The following is an 18,923-nucleotide window of genomic DNA, read 5'->3' as shown; positions in this document are numbered from 1 at the left end:
CTAAACTCATTAGATACATAATATATAAGATTTTTTGGTGTGATTATCCTTGAAATATCCGACACGCCACATCTTATAATATTAAACCAATGCTTTAAGGAAAAGGCAGTACCTGGGGCTGCTTAAATATTAACATCGTTGACAATAGAGTTTATTCCTTCCAGGGTTTTGCTGTAGTTTGAAAAGGATTAAGACCACTCTGCTTTTCAGCATGAGGGGCTTCAGTAGAGGATAATGATGGGCTCTCCTGTTCTCTTTGAGCTATTTTTACCTCAAATTCCTTCAACCCGGCCACTTCTTGATTCTGCTTTGGACTTCCAAATGAGTCTTTATATATATCTTCCTTTAGTTGTCCTTTAACTGTTGTTGCACTCCCTTCGTAGAATTTACCAGTGCCAACAGAAAGTAAATAATTATCTTGTGGTTTAAGACTCACCTCACCCAACTCCGAAGTTACAGCTACCCCGCCACAACAGAATTGCTGACAATTCTTAGCTTCTTCTTCATAAAATTTGTCTTTCTGTTTCTTCCCGGTAAAACTGAGTACAGGAGGAGATTCATTCAGTAGCTTTCGTCTAAATTGATCAACCTCATCCTCTTCATTTTGGCCTGGATCCAAACATTTGTCTTTGAATCGATCAATGAAAGGTGACTGTTGCAAACCCGGTAACATATTCTGAAAAAACAACATCTCTTTTGCCGCTTTTTCAATTTCACTTTTAACTTCATTTTCTTGCTTAGCTGTAGTCATGGTTTGCCTCATCACAGTTTATTATCTCGAATATTCAAGTTGTCATTATTCAACTTTCTAAAAAAATTTCTCATTGATTACTCCGGCTTGTTGTTCTTTAATTATAGGATTTATACATGAGTATATGTTGTATTAAACAAAAAATGTGAGATTGCTTCTGCAAAAAATAGCTTTAAATTTATACTTAAATTATGTCGGTTGATCTAAAAAAGTTTTGAACCAGGGTGTGTTTATTTGATCGGTTGTATAGCATCTCCTAACGCTCTTTCATCGTGACATTTTAGGTGTCAGTAAGTATCCAAAAATTGAGATAAAAGCTCTATACTGTTTTTATTGTCTAAGGAAGTATTTTAAAAAATATAATGATAATCAATAAATATAAAGGATTAATCTACTTAATCGCATACGCTCTTATTGTTAGTGCAACCAGTCCTTTTTTAGTAAACCTTGTTGAGCATGGTAATGTTCATCTTGTAAACAACCATAATCCAGTCTCTTTTTGCAACATACTTTTTGTCGGAGACTTAATTGCATTGATAGTTCTTTGCCTGATTTTTAAGAAAGAACTAAATCAGTTTGAATTAAAACAACTAAATAAAAAAAACTGGATCACTATCTTGGTAAGTGCTTTTATTTCCGGTAGCCTGGTTCCCATGCTTTACTTTCTTGGATTAATCTTTTCCAACATTTTTAATGTAATTCTTCTATCAACACTACAAATACCTTTACGACTATTTGTAGGTTGGTTTTATTTCAAAGAGCATCCAAACAAGGCATTAATTCTAGGAGCAACTTTGACTCTTGCAGGTGTTCTGCTTACTATTATTCTTCAAAATATCTTCTCATTTTCAAGTCAAGTAGAACCTCAATACATCAGTAACAGACCGCTATATAATTTTTTAAGGTCATGGCCTTATCTAGGGGAAATATTCATCCTATCTGCTGTAGTTTTTAAAACCTTCAACATAAAACTTGAGATAGAAGGAATTAGAACCATACCTATTGGTATATACAATATCTTAAGCATGGCATTAGGAATTTTATATTTCGGGCTTATTGTTGTACTCACTATAGGACTGTCCCATTTCAGCGAAATTTTTTCCCCTTTTCTTTGGGGATGGATGGTTATATATGGGGCTGTTATTGTCGCATTGGGAATCTATTTTAAATTTATGGGATTAAAGCAAAGTAATCTAGCAGAAATAGTAATCTCATTCTCTACAATTCCACTATTTTCCATATTTTTCACACAATTGATACTAGATCAATCTCCAAGTCAAACTCAATGGATAGGTACATTTTTTGTTCTTTCTGGTATTGCCCTTGCGATATATGGTAGATTACATATGCCAGAAAAAAAGACTACCCTGGAAACACCCCCTGCCTTTACAGGGACATAGGCCAAACTTATTATGTATCTGATTAAAAATAAGGATGAATGTTAATACTTAACTGATTAAAAAGGATTTCATTAATGTTGAAATTAAAAAACTCAATATTTTCTGTACTTGCTTTTGGATGCTGTAACAGCTTGCTCGCTGGAACTATGGGAACAGCCTGCACACCCGATGTTGTCACTGTTTCGTGTAAAAGCAAAGCATGGGATTTAAGTATTAAGGCCTTATATTTACAACCTATCTATGACGCCGATTGGGGATATTATGGCTCAACCACAGTACCCAATGGAAGTAGACTACTCCACGATCTGGATTCTGATTGGGGTTGGGGATTTCAACTGGTAGGATCATACCATTTCAATACTGGTAACGACATCAACATCAATTGGTATCATTTTGACAATAGCACTTATCATAATATTGGCCTTGTTTCGATAGGTGGAATCCAACGTCAAGAAGATTTCAACATTCATCAGAAATGGGATGCTGTGAATATGGAGCTAGGACAATCCACCAGCTTTGGCAGTAAGAAGAAAATTCGCTTCCATGGAGGCGCACAACTAGCGAGGATTGAACATGATGTCGGAAGTCATGCAGGAGGCTCTCCTCATGAGCATTCACAGACTAAATTTTCTGGGATTGGTCCCAGAACTGGTCTTGATATGACCTATAATTGGGATAACGGATTTGGCATACATGCCAATGCAGAAACTGCTCTATTAATCGGCACTGGCAAGTTCAATTATGACCATATTAGAATACTCGAAAATGGATTTGAATCCTTTAACGGTTCTAAAAATGCCATAGTGCCAGAAGTTGGTGCTAAACTAGGGGCCAAATATGTCTTCAATACCAATTCAGGCCATTTAATTCTGGATGCTGGTTATATGTGGTTGAATTATTTTAATGCTCAACATGGGATTTTTGGTGTGCCCACTGCTGAATCAAGCTATGCATTACATGGACCTTATGCCGACTTAAGATGGATTGTTTGACTATAACATGCTGCTCCGAGTCATTAGACCTCTTTCGTAAGTCGCTGCCATGAGAGAAGTACGGGGAGAAACAAGTGCAGCAGTGTGTCAGTAAATGAGGATTCAAACACTGTTTCGACGAAGCAATTCTCCACGCGGCAGCAGAGTTTCAAAGAAGTCTGTTATGATAATCAAATGACCCCGTGATTGGTTGCTGCGATCAACCATGGGTTAAATTATGACTTCTAATAATGCCAATACCCTGTCTTAAGAAGTCTTTTTTGATTTTTATAAAATCATCCTGCACAAGTGCCCGAGTTGCGTCTTCCAGTAAACAGCAAGTGAAACCTTCATTAAAGGCATCCATAATTGTAAAATAAACGCAGATATCAGCACACAAACCACAAAAATAAAGCTCTTTTGCACCTTTTTCACGCAGGTAACCAGCTAGCCCTGTTGTTTTTTGATGTAGATTGTCATAAAAACCACTGTAACTGTCTATATTAGGATCAGTCCCTTTGCGAAAAATTGCCTCAATAGGATTAGTGTTTAATTGAGAATGGAATTGGGCTCCAACACTACCCTGAACACAATGATCAGGCCATAAAGTTTGCTCGAAACTACCCAAGCCGATTTTTTCAAAAGGTTTCTTACCGGGATGATTAGAAGCGAAACTGATGTGATTTGGCGGATGCCAATCTTGTGCAGCTACAATAAGATCAAAATGACGCAAAACATCGTTAATGACAGTAACAATAGTGTCTCCCTCAGGTACTGCCAAGGCACCACCTGGCATAAAATCATTTTGAACATCAAGTATGATTAACGTCTTCATATGGTTACCTTTTATGGACAGCTATTAGCTGCTCCCTCTTCATTTTAAGTTCTGTACTTAAACCCACCTTATAAATATGCGGATTAATAAAGCGTTTATATTCGTAAGGTAATTTATCAAAACATTGTTGACTAAATTTAGCGATTTCAACCAACGATTTTCTAGGTAATAAACGCTCGCCATTCTCCATCACTTTATGAAGTAAAGGCTCTTTTTTATACTGTTTTATAGAAAGTGATTTTAAATTTTCAAAAGGATGATGCATCATATCAATTTCTTTTTCTGACCTAAGCGCTATGGCATCAGCCCCCTGATAAGTGCCATCTTCCTCAAGCACTCTATGCACTTGCTTTTGATAGGGAATGGTGATTTTTGCTGGGGTGTCTGATAACTTAATTCGTGGTTTATCATGAGAAAAGGCTAATTTATACACCCCATCCAAAGCGGAGTCTGGTGCACCAATAGCCAGATTGGTACCCACTCCAAAAGCATCAATAGGCGCCTCTTGTTCTAACAAATTTTTGATGACGTATTCATCCAGTTGATTTGAGGCAGTGATAGCTACATAGTTTAAACCAGCTTCGTTAAGCATGTGACGGGCTTTCTTGGCTAGCCAGGCCAAATCTCCACTATCCAGACGAATACCTTTGAGCCTATGCCCCTTCTTTTCCATCTCCTTAGCAATTTTGATTGCATTAGGTACACCACTTTGCAAAGTATTATAAGTATCTACTAACAAGACACAATTATCTGGCCATGCTTCAGCATAATCAGAGAACGCTTTTAATTCGCTATCATAACTTTGGATAAAAGAATGGGCCATAGTTCCAGACACAGGAATTGAATAATCCCGACCAGCTCGAACGTTGCTTGTAGAATCAAAACCTCCAACTATGGCGGCACGACTTGCAAAATATCCCCCGGCCCCTTGAGCTCTCCTTAATCCAAAGTCAATTAAAATACGCTCCCCAGCTACGCATCTGATGCGTCTGGCTTTAGTCGCAATAAGAGTTTGAAAATTAAGGATATTTAACAATAATGTTTCGATGATTTGCGCTTCAATTAATCCAGCTTCGATACTAACCACAGGACAAGCAGGAAATACCAAATCTCCTTCAAGTGACGCATACACCCTTCCATTGAACTTAAACTTTTTCAAATAGTTAATAAAATCAGGATGCATTTTCTGATCTTGTAGAAATTCAATGTCCTGATGGTCAAATCGAAGTTGTTCCAGAACATCCAATAAATCATCCAGTCCTGCAAAAACAGCATAGCCACCTTTAAAAGGAAGAGCGCGAAAAAAATAATCAAATACCGCAGTATGATTATGATGTCCCTTCAAAAAATAAACCTGCGCCATCGCTAACTGATATTGATCTGTGTAAGTTCCTGTGACATTTATCATGAATATCCTTGCATTCTGAATCACCTTAATTTGGCTATCTATTGTATGATTATTTAAAAAAAAATCACATAAGATAATTATTTCATATAATTAATTTTAGAGCGTGTCGCCATGAGAATAGACATTTAAATCTAATTCAGTCTCAAATGCAGGATGTCAAGATATGGATAAATACCAATGGGAATTTTGGATTGATCAAGGTGGAACATTCACTGATTTGGTTACCCGTAACTCCGAAGGACAGTTGATTAGTTATAAATTATTATCTGATAATCCTGATTGCTATCAAGACGCAGTGATCCATGGCATTCGCCATATTCTGAATCTTCCCTCCTCATCCTCTATTCCATCCGACTCCATAAAAATAATCAAATTAGGCACAACTAAAGTAACTAATGCCTTGCTGGAACGCAAAGGCGATAAGGTTCTTTTAGCTATTACGGAGGGTTTTGTAGACGCATTACGAATTGCTTATCAAAACCGTCCGGAACTATTTGCTCTAAAAATCGTTTTACCTGCTTTACTTTATGAAGACGTGATTGAAATTAAAGAGCGTATTGATGCAAAAGGCAATATCATTCAGCCATTAGATGAATTAAAAGCTCGGGAATCTTTAAAAAAGGCTTACGCTAGAGGTTATCGCACTTTAGCTATTGTCTTAATGCACAGCTATCGATACAACCAACATGAAAACAGATTACAAGCAATCGCTCAGGAATTAGGCTTTAAGCAAATTTCAGTAAGTCATGTGGTAGCGCCAATTATGAAATTAGTTATCCGTGGAGAAACTGCTGTTGTTGATGCCTACCTGGCCAGCGTCTTACAAAATTATATCCAGCACTTAAGTGATCAACTGGGTAAAATTCCACTGTATTTCATGCAATCAAATGGAGGTCTCGCTTCTGCTACTACATTTCGAGGCAAAGACAGCATTTTTTCTGGTCCAGCCGGAGGCGTTGTTGGAATGGTTAAAACCAGTCATCTGGCAGGTTTTGATCGGGTCATTGGATTTGATATGGGAGGAACATCTACTGATGTTTCTCATTATGCAGGGGGATATGAACAAATATATACTTCCGTCATCAGTGGTATCCGGCTTCATACTCCAATGTTGCTCATTCATACCATTGCTGCGGGAGGGGGCTCTATTTTAAGGTTTGATGGACAACGTTTTATAGTTGGGCCTGATTCCGCTGGCGCAAATCCTGGCCCAACTTGCTATCGTCGAGGTGGTCCGCTCACCATTACTGATTGCAACGTCATGGTTGGTAAAATACAAGCCGAATTTTTTCCAAGTGTATTTGGAAAAAAAGGTAATGAAACGCTTGATAGCAAATTGGTGCAACGACGATTCAAAGAGTTAGCGTATAAGATTAATCAAGCGACTGAACTTAACTATTCCTCAGAGCAAGTGGCAGAAGGATTTCTCAATGTTGCAGTAGAAAACATGGCCAATGCAATTAAAAAAATCTCTGTACAACGTGGCTACGATGTAACCCAATATGTGTTAAATTGCTTTGGAGGCGCATCCGGTCAACATGCCTGTCTGGTAGCAGATACCTTAGGTATTCAAAAAATACTTATCCATCCATTGGCAGGAGTCTTATCCGCTTATGGAATAGGAATTGCCAACATTAATGCATTTCGAGAACAAACCATCGAAAAGCCACTTCGTAGAGACATAAAATCCTCTTTATTTTTGATATATGAAAATCTGGAAAAAGACGCAATTAAAGAATTAATCGCTCAGGGTGGCGACATTGATAAAATCAATAAGCGGCGGCGCATTCATCTTCGCTATCCCAGCTCAGACACCACCTTAATTGTAGATTTCGCAGGAATCGAGACTATGCGTCATTCCTTTAACGAGCTTCATTGGCAACAATTTGGTTTTGCATCAGGAAAAAGCACTTTGATTGTAGCAAGTATTTCCATTGAGTGTGAGGTGGCTGGCTTAGAGATTAAAGAAGAGGATCAACTCATATCCAAATCCCGTTTATCCAAGGATATTCCTTCAATCATGGCAGTTCATTTGTTTACTCATAATGCGTGGCATCAGGCACCTGTTTATGAACGAACACAATTGCTTCCTGGAGATTGCATCAAAGGGTGTGCGATTATTTGTGAAACTAATGCAACCACCGTTGTTGAACCAGGATGGCAGGCAGAAGTCACTGCAAAACAACATTTGCTATTAACTCGTCATGAAACTTTACCTCAAAAAATAGGTTTAAGCACTCAAGTCAATCCAGTCATGCTGGAGGTATTTAATAACCGTTTTATGAACATAGCAGAACAAATGGGCGAAGTCTTACGTAATACAGCCAGCTCAGTGAACATCAAGGAGCGTCTTGATTTCTCCTGCGCTATCTTTGACGCAGAAGGTGAACTGGTTGCCAATGCTCCACACATTCCAGTTCATTTGGGTTCAATGAGTGAAAGTGTTAAAAGCATTTTAAAAAATAATCGCAACTCGATGCAATCTGGAGATGTCTATATTTTAAATGATCCCTATCAAGGAGGCACCCATTTACCGGATATTACAATCATCACACCCATTTTTGCTCAATCGGGAAAAGAACTTCTGTTTTTAGCAGGATCAAGAGGGCATCATGCTGACATCGGTGGAAAAACACCAGGTTCAATGCCTGCAATAAGCAATTCAATTCATGAAGAAGGCATACTCATCCGTCCGGTTAAATTGATTGAAGGGGGGCATCTATTAGATCGCTCTATTTTGAATCTTTTAACTAAAGCGAATTATCCTGCACGCAATCCCAAACAAAATTTAGAGGATTTCAAAGCACAAATTGCAGCGAATGCTTGTGGGGTAAAAGGTTTAATGAATTTGGTAGTTCAATTTGGACTAGAGGTTGTGCAGGCTTATATGAAACATGTTCGAGATAATGCCACCGCTGCCGTACAAAAAATATTATCTCAATTAAACGATGGCCAATTTAGTTATTTTCTTGATGATGGTCATTTCATTAAAGTGGCTATTACAATAGACAGGTTAAAACAACGAGCTACTATAGACTTTAGTGGTACTTCTCCAACGCACACTGGTAACTTTAATGCACCAACTGCAGTTTGCAAAGCGGCCGTTTTGTATGTATTGCGTTGTCTCGTTGCTGAAAACATTCCCTTAAACAATGGCTGTTTTGCACCTATTGAACTCATTATTCCTCCCCATTCATTATTAAATCCAGATTATCCAGCTGCCGTTGTTGCCGGAAATGTTGAAACATCCCAATGTATTGTTGATACTCTATTTGGTGCATTGAAAGTGATGTCCGCATCCCAAGGAACTTGCAATAATTTCACTTTTGGTAATGAAAAATATCAATATTACGAAACCCTATGTGGTGGTTCCGGGGCAGGTCCTGGATTTGATGGAACATCAGCAGTACATACCCATATGACGAACACTCGTCTGACTGATCCCGAAGTATTGGAATGGCGTTTTCCAGTTCTATTAGAACAGTTCATCATTCGTCAACACAGTGGGGGGAAAGGGAAATTCCGAGGAGGTGATGGTGTTGTGCGTCGCATTCGCTTTTTGGAAGCAATGGAAGTTAACATCATATCAAGTCGTAGATCAATTCCTCCTTTTGGATTAGAAGGCGGATCACCAGGGCAAACCGGGCGCAATTATGTTCAGAGAGCAAATGGTCAAATTGAGGAAATCGGAGGGTGTGCGCGGGTTAACATGCAAGCCGGTGATGTTTTTATTATTGAAACCCCGGGAGGTGGGGGGTATGGTCCCACCTTTGAATGAGAAACCAACATTAAATTGACGTGAGTTCGACATAAAAAGCTATGCCGTTTATGTCGCTAAAAACGTTATCCCGTAAAAAAGCAACGTTTTTGTACGGGAGCTAGTCAGAATAAAACAAGTTTATCGAAGCAAACAGATTTTATTGCTTCGATCGAGCTCACGTTAAATTAAAAAAGAAAGGCCGAAAAACAAGGAATCTTCAATACTGTCTTGATTAAGTTGACGTCTAATTGCTTTCAAAGTGCCAAAATACTGTTCTCGCTCTAACTCTATAAACGCAACGATTCCCGGTGCAAGTCGATAATTTGGTTGTAAAGAATAAATCATTTCATTTAAACCATTTCCAATTTGATCCTTTCTTACCGTTTTAGTCGCGGCAATCGCTCGAATTTCCGCATTTAAAAATAAATTATTGGTCAATTGAGTATTTCGAGTAAATTCGATATCCATCTTTAAACTGCCTTGGTGATAATAAAATCGGGAACTATTCGCAATAAAATAGGGAAACAGCCCTTCTATCCCTATCCCAGGCTGCCAATAGGGCGTTTGAGAAGGGCGATAAAAATAATTCGCACCACCTTTGATGGCCCAAAATTGACTGATTTGATGCCAGTAAAATACATCTATGTCTGCATTTGAAATGCTTCCTTGATCCATTTCCGCGTCATTGATAAATAATTGAAGTTTATTAAAATCAGGACCATATAAGCCATAGTAAGTCAGAGTTTGTCGATTATGTGCAAAATCACCACCTACCTCAATTGAGGAAGCCGCATAAGGCATATTCTTATGGGCAATTGGTTTTTTTACTAAAGACAAAGGAATGGGACGCAATTCATCGACACGTACGATAGGTCTGTTGTAATAGGGTGTATGACCAACAAAATATTCCGGTTTTTTCTCTCCTTTGGCTACTTCAATAATGGATGTGTATTGAAAAGTTCTTGCTAACCCTGAAATCATATGATTCAACATATGACAATGAAAAAACCATTGTCCGCTAGCATCAGTATCAAGATCTGCCGTCACGATACTTCCTGGAGGAACATCAATAGTATGCAACAAGGGATCATAACTGCCATGACCATTACGCAAAATCATCCAATGACCATGCAAGTGCATAGGATGATGCATCATAGAGTTATTAGTGAACACAAGACGGTAACGTTTGTCAGGCAATAACTCAATCGGCTTAGCATTATATGCTGGAACACCATCGACAAACCAAATGAAACGATCCATATAACCAGATAATTCCAGCTTAATGATTTTGTATACTGGTTTACTGGAATCATTTGTTTTTACTCTAGCCTTTAAATTTTGATATTTAGTGCCAATAGTTTGTATTTCTCCACTCTTTTTATTCGGTTTATGTACCATGGACATATTTTCATGATGAGTAGAGGACATACCATTGTGCATCATTCCACTATGATTTCTAGTCTTTGGATTCGCTTGATTTTGCATGCCCATCTGTTTCATGGGATCCAATCCCCTTTTACTTTCATTGCTCATTTTTTCACGTGTAACAGGCAAAGGTTCAGGAAAAGGTTTTACCTTATGATAAGGAACGTATTGATTAGGATTTGTAACAAGAGCTCCCATAACAGCACCGACAGTATCCGTTGATTCGGCATAAATTATATATGGTTCATCTTTTTCGATTTTGATAAGAACATCATTAGTCTCGCCCGGCCCCATTCGAAAATCCGTAACCGGATAAGGCACTACGTCATTTCCTTGTACATGCACCATTTGCATTTGGGCTTTGGGCATTTTTATGTGGAAAAAAGTATTCGCACCAGCATCAATGAAACGCAATCTTACGATATCACCAACTTTTACCGGCGCTACCCATGGATTTAGTTTTGAATGCCCATTCAGCAAAAAAGCATCATAAGCAATGTCGCTGATATCGTAAATGCCCATTCGCATATGTTGCATCATCTTATAATCCATCAACCATTGTTTTTTTTCCTCAGGTGAAGCTTTTCTATAACTTTGGATAAAATGCAAAAGAGATGCTTGTAAAGGGAACAAGGGAGAATAATAATCCCCATCTTTTTTGAGATTGGCTTGGATATGATTGGCTAGAGTATTTTTCCAATCAGACAAAACTACGACATAGTCTTTAGTATATTGAAACGGAGGTGATGACTTGGGTTCAATAATAAAAGCACCGTACAACCCTTCCTGCTCTTGAAGACCAGCATGTGCATGATACCAATAAGTGCCTGATTGACGAAGTTTATACGTATAATGAAAGCTCTCACCAGGAGGAATACCTCTTTGGGTGATGTGCATTACGCCATCCATTTGCCATGGTAAAATAATGCCATGCCAGTGCACAGCAGTTTCCTTATCTAACTTATTATGCACTGTTATATGTACGGTATCTCCTTCCTTAAATCGTAGAACTGGGGCTGGGATTTGATTATTGACTGTTATAGCTCGACTCGGTTTCCCATTAAAATTCACTGTATTATAAGAAATAACTAAATTAATCTCTTGTTTCGCTGCCCAAATTTGGGTGGACAAAATACCGATTAAAAAAATAATAACCTTATTTCTCATAACATCCTTATTGTTAGTCTATATATTTTATTTTAAAGTAATAATTTTCTATTCTGACATTCAATTAATGCCCAGCGGACATCATCCATTAATTCAGGATGGTGAAGTGCTTCATTCACATCAGTAAAATATTGAGCCTCACATTCATAACAACCGGTGATAGTCTCTTTTTTATCATGCCAATAATAGAGATAGACTAAATCTTTATACTTTGTAATCTCTTCTGCGATTGCTCCAAGCACGATCAGTTCATCACTTTTGACCTGTGCACCAAGCTCTTCCCGCAACTCTCGGATTAGTGCTTCGGATGGAGTTTCTTTCTCTTCCACATGTCCTCCAAAAGTCGCTATCTTCCCGGGAAAAGTTCGCCAGTGTGGAGGACGACTTTGTAAAAGAATTTGCTTATCACTCGTGAGCACAATACAACCAACGTAGCGTTGTTTGAAAGAACTCTCGTCAATTGTTGATAAGTTTATCTCTTTAATTCTTGTAAGATACTCCATTCAGTTCCTTTTAATCTTAAACAAAGACAATATAGCTCGGGTGAGTTCCCTAAAAATTTGGCGTACAACCTGTCTGAATAAAGTATTCTTACTTAAGTCATTTAACACGGAAGAATCATTTTCTTTTTGACTCGTGGGGCTACTCTGTGGTCTTTCGTGACTTATTGTTATTTGTTCAGTCAATTTCTCTTTTGCTGATGGCATATCAATAACTTGAGAATACTTGGCAAAAAGGGGAGAACGATTGACTAAAGTCTTTAATTCCTCATTGCTTAGAATGCCCATGCGCGATTCTGGCGCTCGAACCATGGCTTCGATTAAAGGGGTTGGTTGACCATTGGCATCCAGGGCAGTGACTAATGCTTCACCTATACCTAAAGTAGTGAGTAGTTGTTCAGTATCATAGTAATTCGAGACTGGAAAATTCTGCGATACTAATTTTAAAGCCTTTCGATCTTTTGCAGTAAAAGCACGTAATGAGTGTTGTATTTTTAAACCCAGTTGGCTTAAAACAGCTTCCGGGATATCGTTGGGTGTTTGAGTACAAAATATCAGACCAATGCCTTTAGAACGGATCAGTTTAACCATCGTTTCAATTAAATTAAGCAAAGCCTTACTGGAGTGATTAAAAATTAAATGAGCTTCATCTATGAAAAGAACCAATCGTGGTTTTTCCGGATCACCCAATTCGGGCATTTGGCGATAAACATCCGACAACAGCTTCAGCATGAAACTGGAAAACAGCTTAGGCTTATCCTGCATATTTAGCAGCCGTAGAATGGATATAAAACCACAACCATTAGCGTCTGTTCGTAGCAGATCCTGAATAACAAAAGAGGGTTCGCCAAAAAACTGTTTGCCACCTTGAGACTCAAGCTCAATAATTTTACGAACAATAGTGCCAATAGAAGGTGAAGCTATCCCACCATATTGAGAGGCAATCTGTGTATTCCCTTTATCTGTTTGGGCAAATTGCAATAGAGATTTAAAATCATCGAGATTAATCAAACCGAGTTCATTTGCCTTGGCAAATTCAAATAATACAGTAACTACCCCTGCCTGAGTATCATTCAAGTCTAACATCCGGGAAAAAAGAAGAGGACCAAAATCGTCTACTCTCGCACGAAGTGGAACACCCGGTTCATCTGGACTGAGAGTAAATAACTCAACTGGAAAACCACGAGGAGTAAAATCAATGTGTAATTGCTGACTTCTATCCAACAATTTGGGCGAAGTTGCACCCGGCATCGCCAAGCCCGAAATATCGCCTTTGATGTCCATAACGAAACTAGGCACACCTTGCAAAGAGAGTTGTTCGGCTAAAACCTGCATGGTTTTTGTTTTACCTGTTCCAGTAGCCCCAGCAATTAAACCATGTCGATTAAAAGCCTTCAAAACCAACTGAATAGGTGTTTTAGAAATAATTTGACCATCCAATACAATTCCGCCTAATTGTATAGAAAGTAAATCGTTAGTAACATAGGATTTCAACAAATCGTCGTACATAATGATTATCTGCTTGTTTAAAAGAGAATTTTCTAAAGTATAGAGGATTCATTATGATTCACCAATAATCTTTAAAGGTAGCCATAAATCTCTAACAGGACTTACGAAAAACTTCGATATCTTTGTTAAAAAATGTTTTGAATTCGGTCATTTAGTTTATCTAAACTCCCTCATTCAAAACCTTTTTTGCCTCGACCTCAAAGTTTTTCGTAAGTCCTGTCTAAAATAGTTCCAATGATAAACCTTCAATTATTTTGGTATCAATCCTAATTAAAAGTGATTACTGGAGTCTTTTCCTCTTAATCCCCAAATCAAAATTCCGCATACAACGACCATTGCAACCGATAAAGAAATTAATCCCGATGTAATAAGCCACTCTTGCCATATTGTTCCGTAATAATGTCCACCTGCAATAGGCATCATGCGAGCACCAGCACCCCATATTCCTGCCCCAAAAGTAGTAGCCCAATTGACATAACACCCAAATAAAGAGAGCCAGTATCCCCAGGTTAATGCGCGATCTGACAAGTCCAGAACAGGCCAAATAATTCCCAACAAAACCAGGAAAATACCATTTAATATCCCTTCCAGATGGCTGGACAGTCCCATACGAGGATTTTGCATAAAAGGAATTCCAAAACCTGTAATTAACCCTAATAAAAATAATAAAATACCGTATTTAATCAATTTGCGATTAAATTTTGGTTGAGTAATATGATTCAATTTTCCCTCACTGAAACCAAATAGTTACTAATTAACTTTCCACCGGTCAGTGGATATTAAAAGCAGTCAGAGCGTTTCAAAAGACACGGTTATTATGATGAAATAAGTTGTTCTTTTAGTAAATCGGTTTTTAATTTCTCATATAAACTAATAAACGTTTTACTAAATTCAAAATAAGGATATTTTATTTTGTCGAGTTGGCTCATTGAAATATTAAAAGGAACATAAGATTGTTTGGCTTGGAGCCGCTGAAAAATTGGACAAATAGCGTCTGCAGCCTTCGCTATTTTGGCCTCAAGACTTTTTCTTTCCTCAAACTCATACCATAAATTAGTTAGCTCTTTTCCAAAGAGAGGATAAACCGTTCCAAGTTTTTCAAGTGCCTCTGCTTCCACTATTTCCTTATTCTTTCTAGCCTCTACATCAAAAGCCAGAACATCCCCGGCATAAATTTCAACAACGTCATGAATAAGAGTCAACTTAATAGTTTTTAATTCATTAATTTCTATAAACTCTTTCCTTAATTCATCCATAAGAATCGTAGTTATCATAGAAGCTGACCAGGAATGCTCAGCCGTACTCTCTTTTCTATTGGGATTAGTCATTGTATTGCGAAAAACAAGTTTCAACTTGTTCATTTCCAGAATCAGTTGATATATGCCTTCAATTTTTTCTATATACTTATCCACTCAATCCCCTGTCAGAATAATCGCCTCTACATTCCATAAACATGTCCATCGGCGATATCAAATGCAGTTTCCATCATTTCATCAGCAAGTTCGCAAATGCCAAAGAAAACAGGCAGCATAATAATAGTAGGAGCTGCTGTTATTATCATTATTCTGGCAACACAACCCCCCTTTTCGAAGGTAAAAACAGCCAAATCGGCTGAAGCGGCTGAAGCGGCTCGGAACATTTTTAGACCATGACTGACTTTGGACATGTAAAGCCTTTTTAATTTCAATTTATTTTGTTTATGATAGGACTTACACAATACCCCAAGATCGAGGCAAAAGAGATTGGTGTTTTTTGTAATTCCTGTATGAATTATATAGCAAGACAGGATATCACTCCAGATAGTTTAAAAATCCGTTGTCAACATGCTCTAACTTCCTTATTCTTAAATGATGAAAGTAGACAAAATGGACGTTGAAATGAATATTTTTGATTCAATAGCAATTGAGTTTGATCTAAAACATCATAGAATAAGAAAAATAGACTTAGAAGAATTAAGCATCGACTATCAAGACAAAGATAAAATTTATTGGATACATTGTAATTTAAAACAAAAGGATGTCTTAAAAAAATTACAGGAGAAACTAGGATTACCTGAACACGTCTCTAAATTATATACTGATAAAAACTACAGTTCCAACATCGTAGATATTGATGAAGCACTGACGCTACAAGTTCAGTGTGTCTCTTCAATGAAATTAAATGACAATAATGAAACCAATTTTGATAATCTGTTTATTCACCTCACAACTAACTATTGCTTCACAGCCTCTACAAAGTCTTCACCAGTCTTATTTGATCTATTAAATAACTGTCAAAAATCCGTACATTATGCTAAAACTCCGTGTTTTTTATTATTCTTACTTCTTGAAGGGGTGATCAATGATTACGCCAAAATTCATTTTATTTATGAAGAATTAGCCGATCAAATGGATGCACAAATTCGAGCCAGCCATGAAAATATTTACTCGAAGGTCTTGGAATTAAAACATGGTGTCATGAAGGTGAAGCGTTATACTATTGCAATCAGAGAAATATTAATGCGCATCACCGGACGACATATTGTAGTAATATCTGAACAATGCCGAGCCTCCTTATATAACTTGTCTAATCACAGCCATCTGGTTGCCAATGAAATAGATTCCCTTCGAGATATGTTAAATGGCTTATTAGGTCAAATCGATAATGCACTGATGCAAAAAATGAGTGAAACCATGAGAGTTTTAACAGCATTTGCGGCCATTTTTTTGCCATTAAGTTTAATTACTGGAATTTATGGAATGAACTTCCAGTGGATTCCGGAATTACACTGGAAGTATGGTTATTTTGGGGCTCTTGCATTATTAATAATATGCGCACTCTCACTATTTTTTATTTTTAAGAAAAAAGAATGGTTTTAGGACGGTATTGTCTACTATCCAACGATAAAGTTCTCCCCCACTCCTTTCACCACATGCCATAAACATTCAGCACCATGATAGCTAAGTGCCTGAATGTCTGGCTGTGCAGGTCCATTGGCAGTGATAACAAATACACACGCTTTTGATTGAAATCCTCGTTCTTCACTAACCGCAGTCAACGTATAAGCAATGTTAAAATCAGCGTCTTTACTAAATTTAAAGCCATAGTTCAAAGGATTATCTGGAGTCAATCCTGTTTCAGTAATATCGACACAAGAAGGATCGACAAATTGGCCGTTCTGATTAATCATTTTCAAAGTTATTTTCCAGGAGCCGGACTTGGAAGTAACCTCATGCCACGTATGAACCCCACACGCTCCAAAATGTCCATTGGCGTATACAGTATTTACGACTAATCCAGTTATTAATGCAAAAAATATCCTTCTCATTATTTTTCCTAGTAAAAAAAGCCTCGAATAAAATGATCCACATTATGTAATATTCTACCTTGAACTTTTGTTTAATTTAATTAAATGAGAACGATAATACAAATGAGAATTATTTGCAATAATATATCTGATCCTGATTAATTTCCCAGTTTACAAGGTCATCCCTTCATGCTTTTAAAATTCCTCATCTTCTCCTTAAATTTAATTCCCCGAATTTCTAAAAGTCGTAATTTGCTTGTTTTATCATTAACTGCTAAATGTTAATAACAAACTCGATAAAGAAGCTATCAAGATGGTTAACAGATTCAATCTGGTCAAAGTACAGACCACCAATAAAATATCTTTTTTTATCATGATGTTAACTATTATGATGTTTTCTTTTAATTTGTCCTATGCTACTGACTCCCAACTTAAGCCAACAGTAATAACCGTTAGTGAGGAAGAATTCCAAGTTGACGGTAAAGGAGAAAAAACAAAGGAATTTCAATTAACCTTCGCTCACCCGGATGGCACAAAAGACAGTAAAGGGTACTTTGCTAATAAAGGAGACATGTTTCATGTTTTAGTTGAAAATAAAAGCACGTCGCCTATAACTATTCATTGGCATGGATTGATTGTTCCAAGTGATCAGGATGGGGTGCCTGACGTTAGTCAAATCCTGATTCAGCCAGGACAAAACAAATTGTTTAACTATAGACTATTACAAGCTGGTACGTACTGGATGCACTCTCATCAAAAATTTCAAGAACAAAAACAACTCTCTGCTCCCCTGATTATTTATGATAGCAATGATAAGTATAAAGATTCGCAAGAAGTCATTATGTTTTTAGAAGATTTCACTTATCAAGATCCACAGGTAATATTTGATAATTTAAGAAATGCCAAAATGAACATGAATAAAAAAGCTTCCGGCAATGATTTAAATGATGTCAGCTACGATGCCTTTCTTACCAACAAAAAAACATTTGCCGCTCCTGACGTTATTTCAGTTCAACCTTTAAAAAAAGTAAGACTGCGAATCATAAACGCTTCTTCCGCCACCAATTTTGAAATTGATACAGGGAAGTTATCAGCAACCTTGATTGCTGTTGATGGTGAAGGCGTAGAGCCTGTAAAGGGTCAATCTTTCCCAATTGGAATTGCTAATCGCATTGATTTAATTGTTGAGATTCCTGCTGCAGGTGGAACATTCCCCATTAAAGCGTTAGCCGAAGGAACCAATAAGCAAACAGGCTTAATTCTAAAGACGCATAATGCATCGACCCCCAAAATATCTTCTAATGCCGATAAGAAAACGGGACAAGTCAACTATTATGGATTAGAAACAAAATTAAAAGGGGAACGCTCCTTAGCTACTAAAAAAGTAAATGTCCATTTGCATTATGTGCTTGATGGTAAAATGAATGGCTATATTTGGACCATGAATAATCAAAGCTGGCCTGATGCCACACCCAAAGTAATCAATTTTGGTGACCGCGTTGAGGTGATTTATGAAAATAAATCGGCAATGTCTCATCCAATGCATTTACATGGACATGTCTTTCAAGTGGTCGAAATTAATGGCAAGCCTTTAAATGGAGCGATGCGAGATACGATATTAGTACAACCTTATTCCACTGTGAAAATACAATTTGATGCTCTAAATCCTGGAATCTGGGCTAATCACTGCCATAATTTGTACCATTTAAATGCAGGAATGTTCACAACGATTGAATATCAACACTATCCTAAGCCGGATTTTTATTTAAAAACTATAGGACCATACCAAAATAAAAATTAAAAACCAAGCAATAAATCGTGACATATATTACTCATGCAACCCTTATTAGCGCAGCTTAATACCTTGAAATTATAAGGATGTGGAAAGAAGATATTAGTTTTAGGTTGACC

The 18,923-nt window shown here is 37.4% G+C and carries 15 protein-coding genes; 5 read left to right on the top strand and 10 right to left on the bottom strand.

From position 1 onward, the window contains the following. Positions 1-151: 151 nt before the first annotated feature. The gene (locus tag ACZ5EK_RS01490; RefSeq protein WP_464431036.1) at positions 152-751 is read right to left on the bottom strand and encodes a hypothetical protein; all 600 of its coding nucleotides are present in this window, start codon (positions 749-751) and stop codon (positions 152-154) included. 362 nt (positions 752-1,113) lie between these two features. Between ACZ5EK_RS01490 and ACZ5EK_RS01485 the strand changes: the two genes are divergently transcribed. Next, positions 1,114-2,151 carry a DMT family transporter gene (locus ACZ5EK_RS01485; RefSeq protein ID WP_464431035.1) on the top strand — a complete coding sequence of 346 codons (1,038 nt, stop codon included), beginning with the start codon at positions 1,114-1,116 and terminating at the stop codon, positions 2,149-2,151. A gap of 74 nt (positions 2,152-2,225) precedes the next feature. Continuing rightward, complete coding sequence (locus ACZ5EK_RS01480) at positions 2,226-3,143, top strand: Lpg1974 family pore-forming outer membrane protein (RefSeq protein ID WP_464431033.1); 918 nt, start codon at positions 2,226-2,228, stop codon at positions 3,141-3,143. 199 nt (positions 3,144-3,342) lie between these two features. Here ACZ5EK_RS01480 and pncA read toward each other — a convergent pair whose 3' ends face one another. Further along, entirely contained in the window at positions 3,343-3,957 is a 615-nt protein-coding gene (gene pncA / locus ACZ5EK_RS01475; protein ID WP_464431032.1) for a bifunctional nicotinamidase/pyrazinamidase, read from the bottom strand. 4 nt (positions 3,958-3,961) lie between these two features. Continuing rightward, positions 3,962-5,365 carry a nicotinate phosphoribosyltransferase gene (locus ACZ5EK_RS01470; protein WP_464431030.1) on the bottom strand — a complete coding sequence of 468 codons (1,404 nt, stop codon included), beginning with the start codon at positions 5,363-5,365 and terminating at the stop codon, positions 3,962-3,964. Between the two features lie 163 nt (positions 5,366-5,528). On the opposite strand from ACZ5EK_RS01470, the gene ACZ5EK_RS01465 reads away from it, so the two are divergent. After that, on the top strand, positions 5,529-9,143 hold the full coding sequence (locus tag ACZ5EK_RS01465; RefSeq protein WP_464431029.1) for a hydantoinase B/oxoprolinase family protein: 3,615 nt from the start codon (positions 5,529-5,531) through the stop codon (positions 9,141-9,143). Positions 9,144-9,305: 162 nt separating this feature from the next. On the opposite strand, the gene ACZ5EK_RS01460 is transcribed toward ACZ5EK_RS01465, so the two are convergent. From ACZ5EK_RS01460 to ACZ5EK_RS01435, 6 genes are all read right to left on the bottom strand, one after another. Continuing rightward, on the bottom strand, positions 9,306-11,717 hold the full coding sequence (locus ACZ5EK_RS01460; protein WP_464431028.1) for a multicopper oxidase domain-containing protein: 2,412 nt from the start codon (positions 11,715-11,717) through the stop codon (positions 9,306-9,308). A gap of 32 nt (positions 11,718-11,749) precedes the next feature. After that, complete coding sequence (locus tag ACZ5EK_RS01455) at positions 11,750-12,220, bottom strand: NUDIX domain-containing protein (RefSeq protein WP_464431027.1); 471 nt, start codon at positions 12,218-12,220, stop codon at positions 11,750-11,752. Next, positions 12,221-13,726, bottom strand: a complete 1,506-nt coding sequence (locus tag ACZ5EK_RS01450; RefSeq protein ID WP_464431026.1) for a helicase HerA-like domain-containing protein — start codon at positions 13,724-13,726, stop codon at positions 12,221-12,223. A gap of 270 nt (positions 13,727-13,996) precedes the next feature. Beyond that, positions 13,997-14,449 (bottom strand): hypothetical protein, encoded by a 453-nt coding sequence (locus ACZ5EK_RS01445; protein WP_464431024.1) that lies wholly within the window; start codon positions 14,447-14,449, stop codon positions 13,997-13,999. A gap of 92 nt (positions 14,450-14,541) precedes the next feature. Then, positions 14,542-15,087: an HD domain-containing protein gene (locus ACZ5EK_RS01440; RefSeq protein ID WP_464432433.1), complete on the bottom strand. Its 546-nt coding sequence runs from the start codon at positions 15,085-15,087 to the stop codon at positions 14,542-14,544. Between the two features lie 77 nt (positions 15,088-15,164). Next, complete coding sequence (locus tag ACZ5EK_RS01435) at positions 15,165-15,392, bottom strand: hypothetical protein (RefSeq protein WP_464431023.1); 228 nt, start codon at positions 15,390-15,392, stop codon at positions 15,165-15,167. A 211-nt stretch (positions 15,393-15,603) separates the two neighbouring features. Here ACZ5EK_RS01435 and ACZ5EK_RS01430 point away from each other — a divergent pair, with 211 nt between their 5' ends. Then, a complete protein-coding gene (locus ACZ5EK_RS01430; protein ID WP_464431021.1) occupies positions 15,604-16,584 on the top strand; it encodes a magnesium transporter CorA family protein in 981 nt (326 codons plus the stop codon). Positions 16,585-16,598: 14 nt separating this feature from the next. Here the strand turns inward: ACZ5EK_RS01430 and ACZ5EK_RS01425 are convergent, their stop codons facing one another. Beyond that, positions 16,599-17,033 (bottom strand): hypothetical protein, encoded by a 435-nt coding sequence (locus ACZ5EK_RS01425; RefSeq protein ID WP_464431020.1) that lies wholly within the window; start codon positions 17,031-17,033, stop codon positions 16,599-16,601. A gap of 292 nt (positions 17,034-17,325) precedes the next feature. Here ACZ5EK_RS01425 and ACZ5EK_RS01420 point away from each other — a divergent pair, with 292 nt between their 5' ends. After that, complete coding sequence (locus ACZ5EK_RS01420) at positions 17,326-18,813, top strand: multicopper oxidase family protein (RefSeq protein WP_464431018.1); 1,488 nt, start codon at positions 17,326-17,328, stop codon at positions 18,811-18,813. Positions 18,814-18,923 lie beyond the last annotated feature (110 nt).

The organism is Legionella sp. JM-2024, assembly GCF_055389095.1.
Note: the sequence above shows the minus strand (reverse complement) of the source record. Positions and strands in the feature narration are given on the sequence as shown.

What these genes read in the sequence shown, in the direction of transcription:
- pncA (WP_464431032.1), bottom strand. Translation starts at nt 3,957, where the DNA reads ATGAAGACGTTAATCATACTTGATGTTCAAAATGATTTTATGCCAGGT.
- ACZ5EK_RS01420 (WP_464431018.1), top strand. Translation starts at nt 17,326, where the DNA reads ATGGTTAACAGATTCAATCTGGTCAAAGTACAGACCACCAATAAAATA.
- ACZ5EK_RS01460 (WP_464431028.1), bottom strand. Translation starts at nt 11,717, where the DNA reads ATGAGAAATAAGGTTATTATTTTTTTAATCGGTATTTTGTCCACCCAA.
- ACZ5EK_RS01470 (WP_464431030.1), bottom strand. Translation starts at nt 5,365, where the DNA reads ATGATAAATGTCACAGGAACTTACACAGATCAATATCAGTTAGCGATG.
- ACZ5EK_RS01465 (WP_464431029.1), top strand. Translation starts at nt 5,529, where the DNA reads ATGGATAAATACCAATGGGAATTTTGGATTGATCAAGGTGGAACATTC.
- ACZ5EK_RS01490 (WP_464431036.1), bottom strand. Translation starts at nt 751, where the DNA reads ATGACTACAGCTAAGCAAGAAAATGAAGTTAAAAGTGAAATTGAAAAA.
- ACZ5EK_RS01485 (WP_464431035.1), top strand. Translation starts at nt 1,114, where the DNA reads ATGATAATCAATAAATATAAAGGATTAATCTACTTAATCGCATACGCT.
- ACZ5EK_RS01425 (WP_464431020.1), bottom strand. Translation starts at nt 17,033, where the DNA reads ATGAGAAGGATATTTTTTGCATTAATAACTGGATTAGTCGTAAATACT.
- ACZ5EK_RS01440 (WP_464432433.1), bottom strand. Translation starts at nt 15,087, where the DNA reads ATGAACAAGTTGAAACTTGTTTTTCGCAATACAATGACTAATCCCAAT.
- ACZ5EK_RS01480 (WP_464431033.1), top strand. Translation starts at nt 2,226, where the DNA reads ATGTTGAAATTAAAAAACTCAATATTTTCTGTACTTGCTTTTGGATGC.
- ACZ5EK_RS01435 (WP_464431023.1), bottom strand. Translation starts at nt 15,392, where the DNA reads ATGTCCAAAGTCAGTCATGGTCTAAAAATGTTCCGAGCCGCTTCAGCC.
- ACZ5EK_RS01455 (WP_464431027.1), bottom strand. Translation starts at nt 12,220, where the DNA reads ATGGAGTATCTTACAAGAATTAAAGAGATAAACTTATCAACAATTGAC.
- ACZ5EK_RS01430 (WP_464431021.1), top strand. Translation starts at nt 15,604, where the DNA reads ATGAATATTTTTGATTCAATAGCAATTGAGTTTGATCTAAAACATCAT.
- ACZ5EK_RS01450 (WP_464431026.1), bottom strand. Translation starts at nt 13,726, where the DNA reads ATGTACGACGATTTGTTGAAATCCTATGTTACTAACGATTTACTTTCT.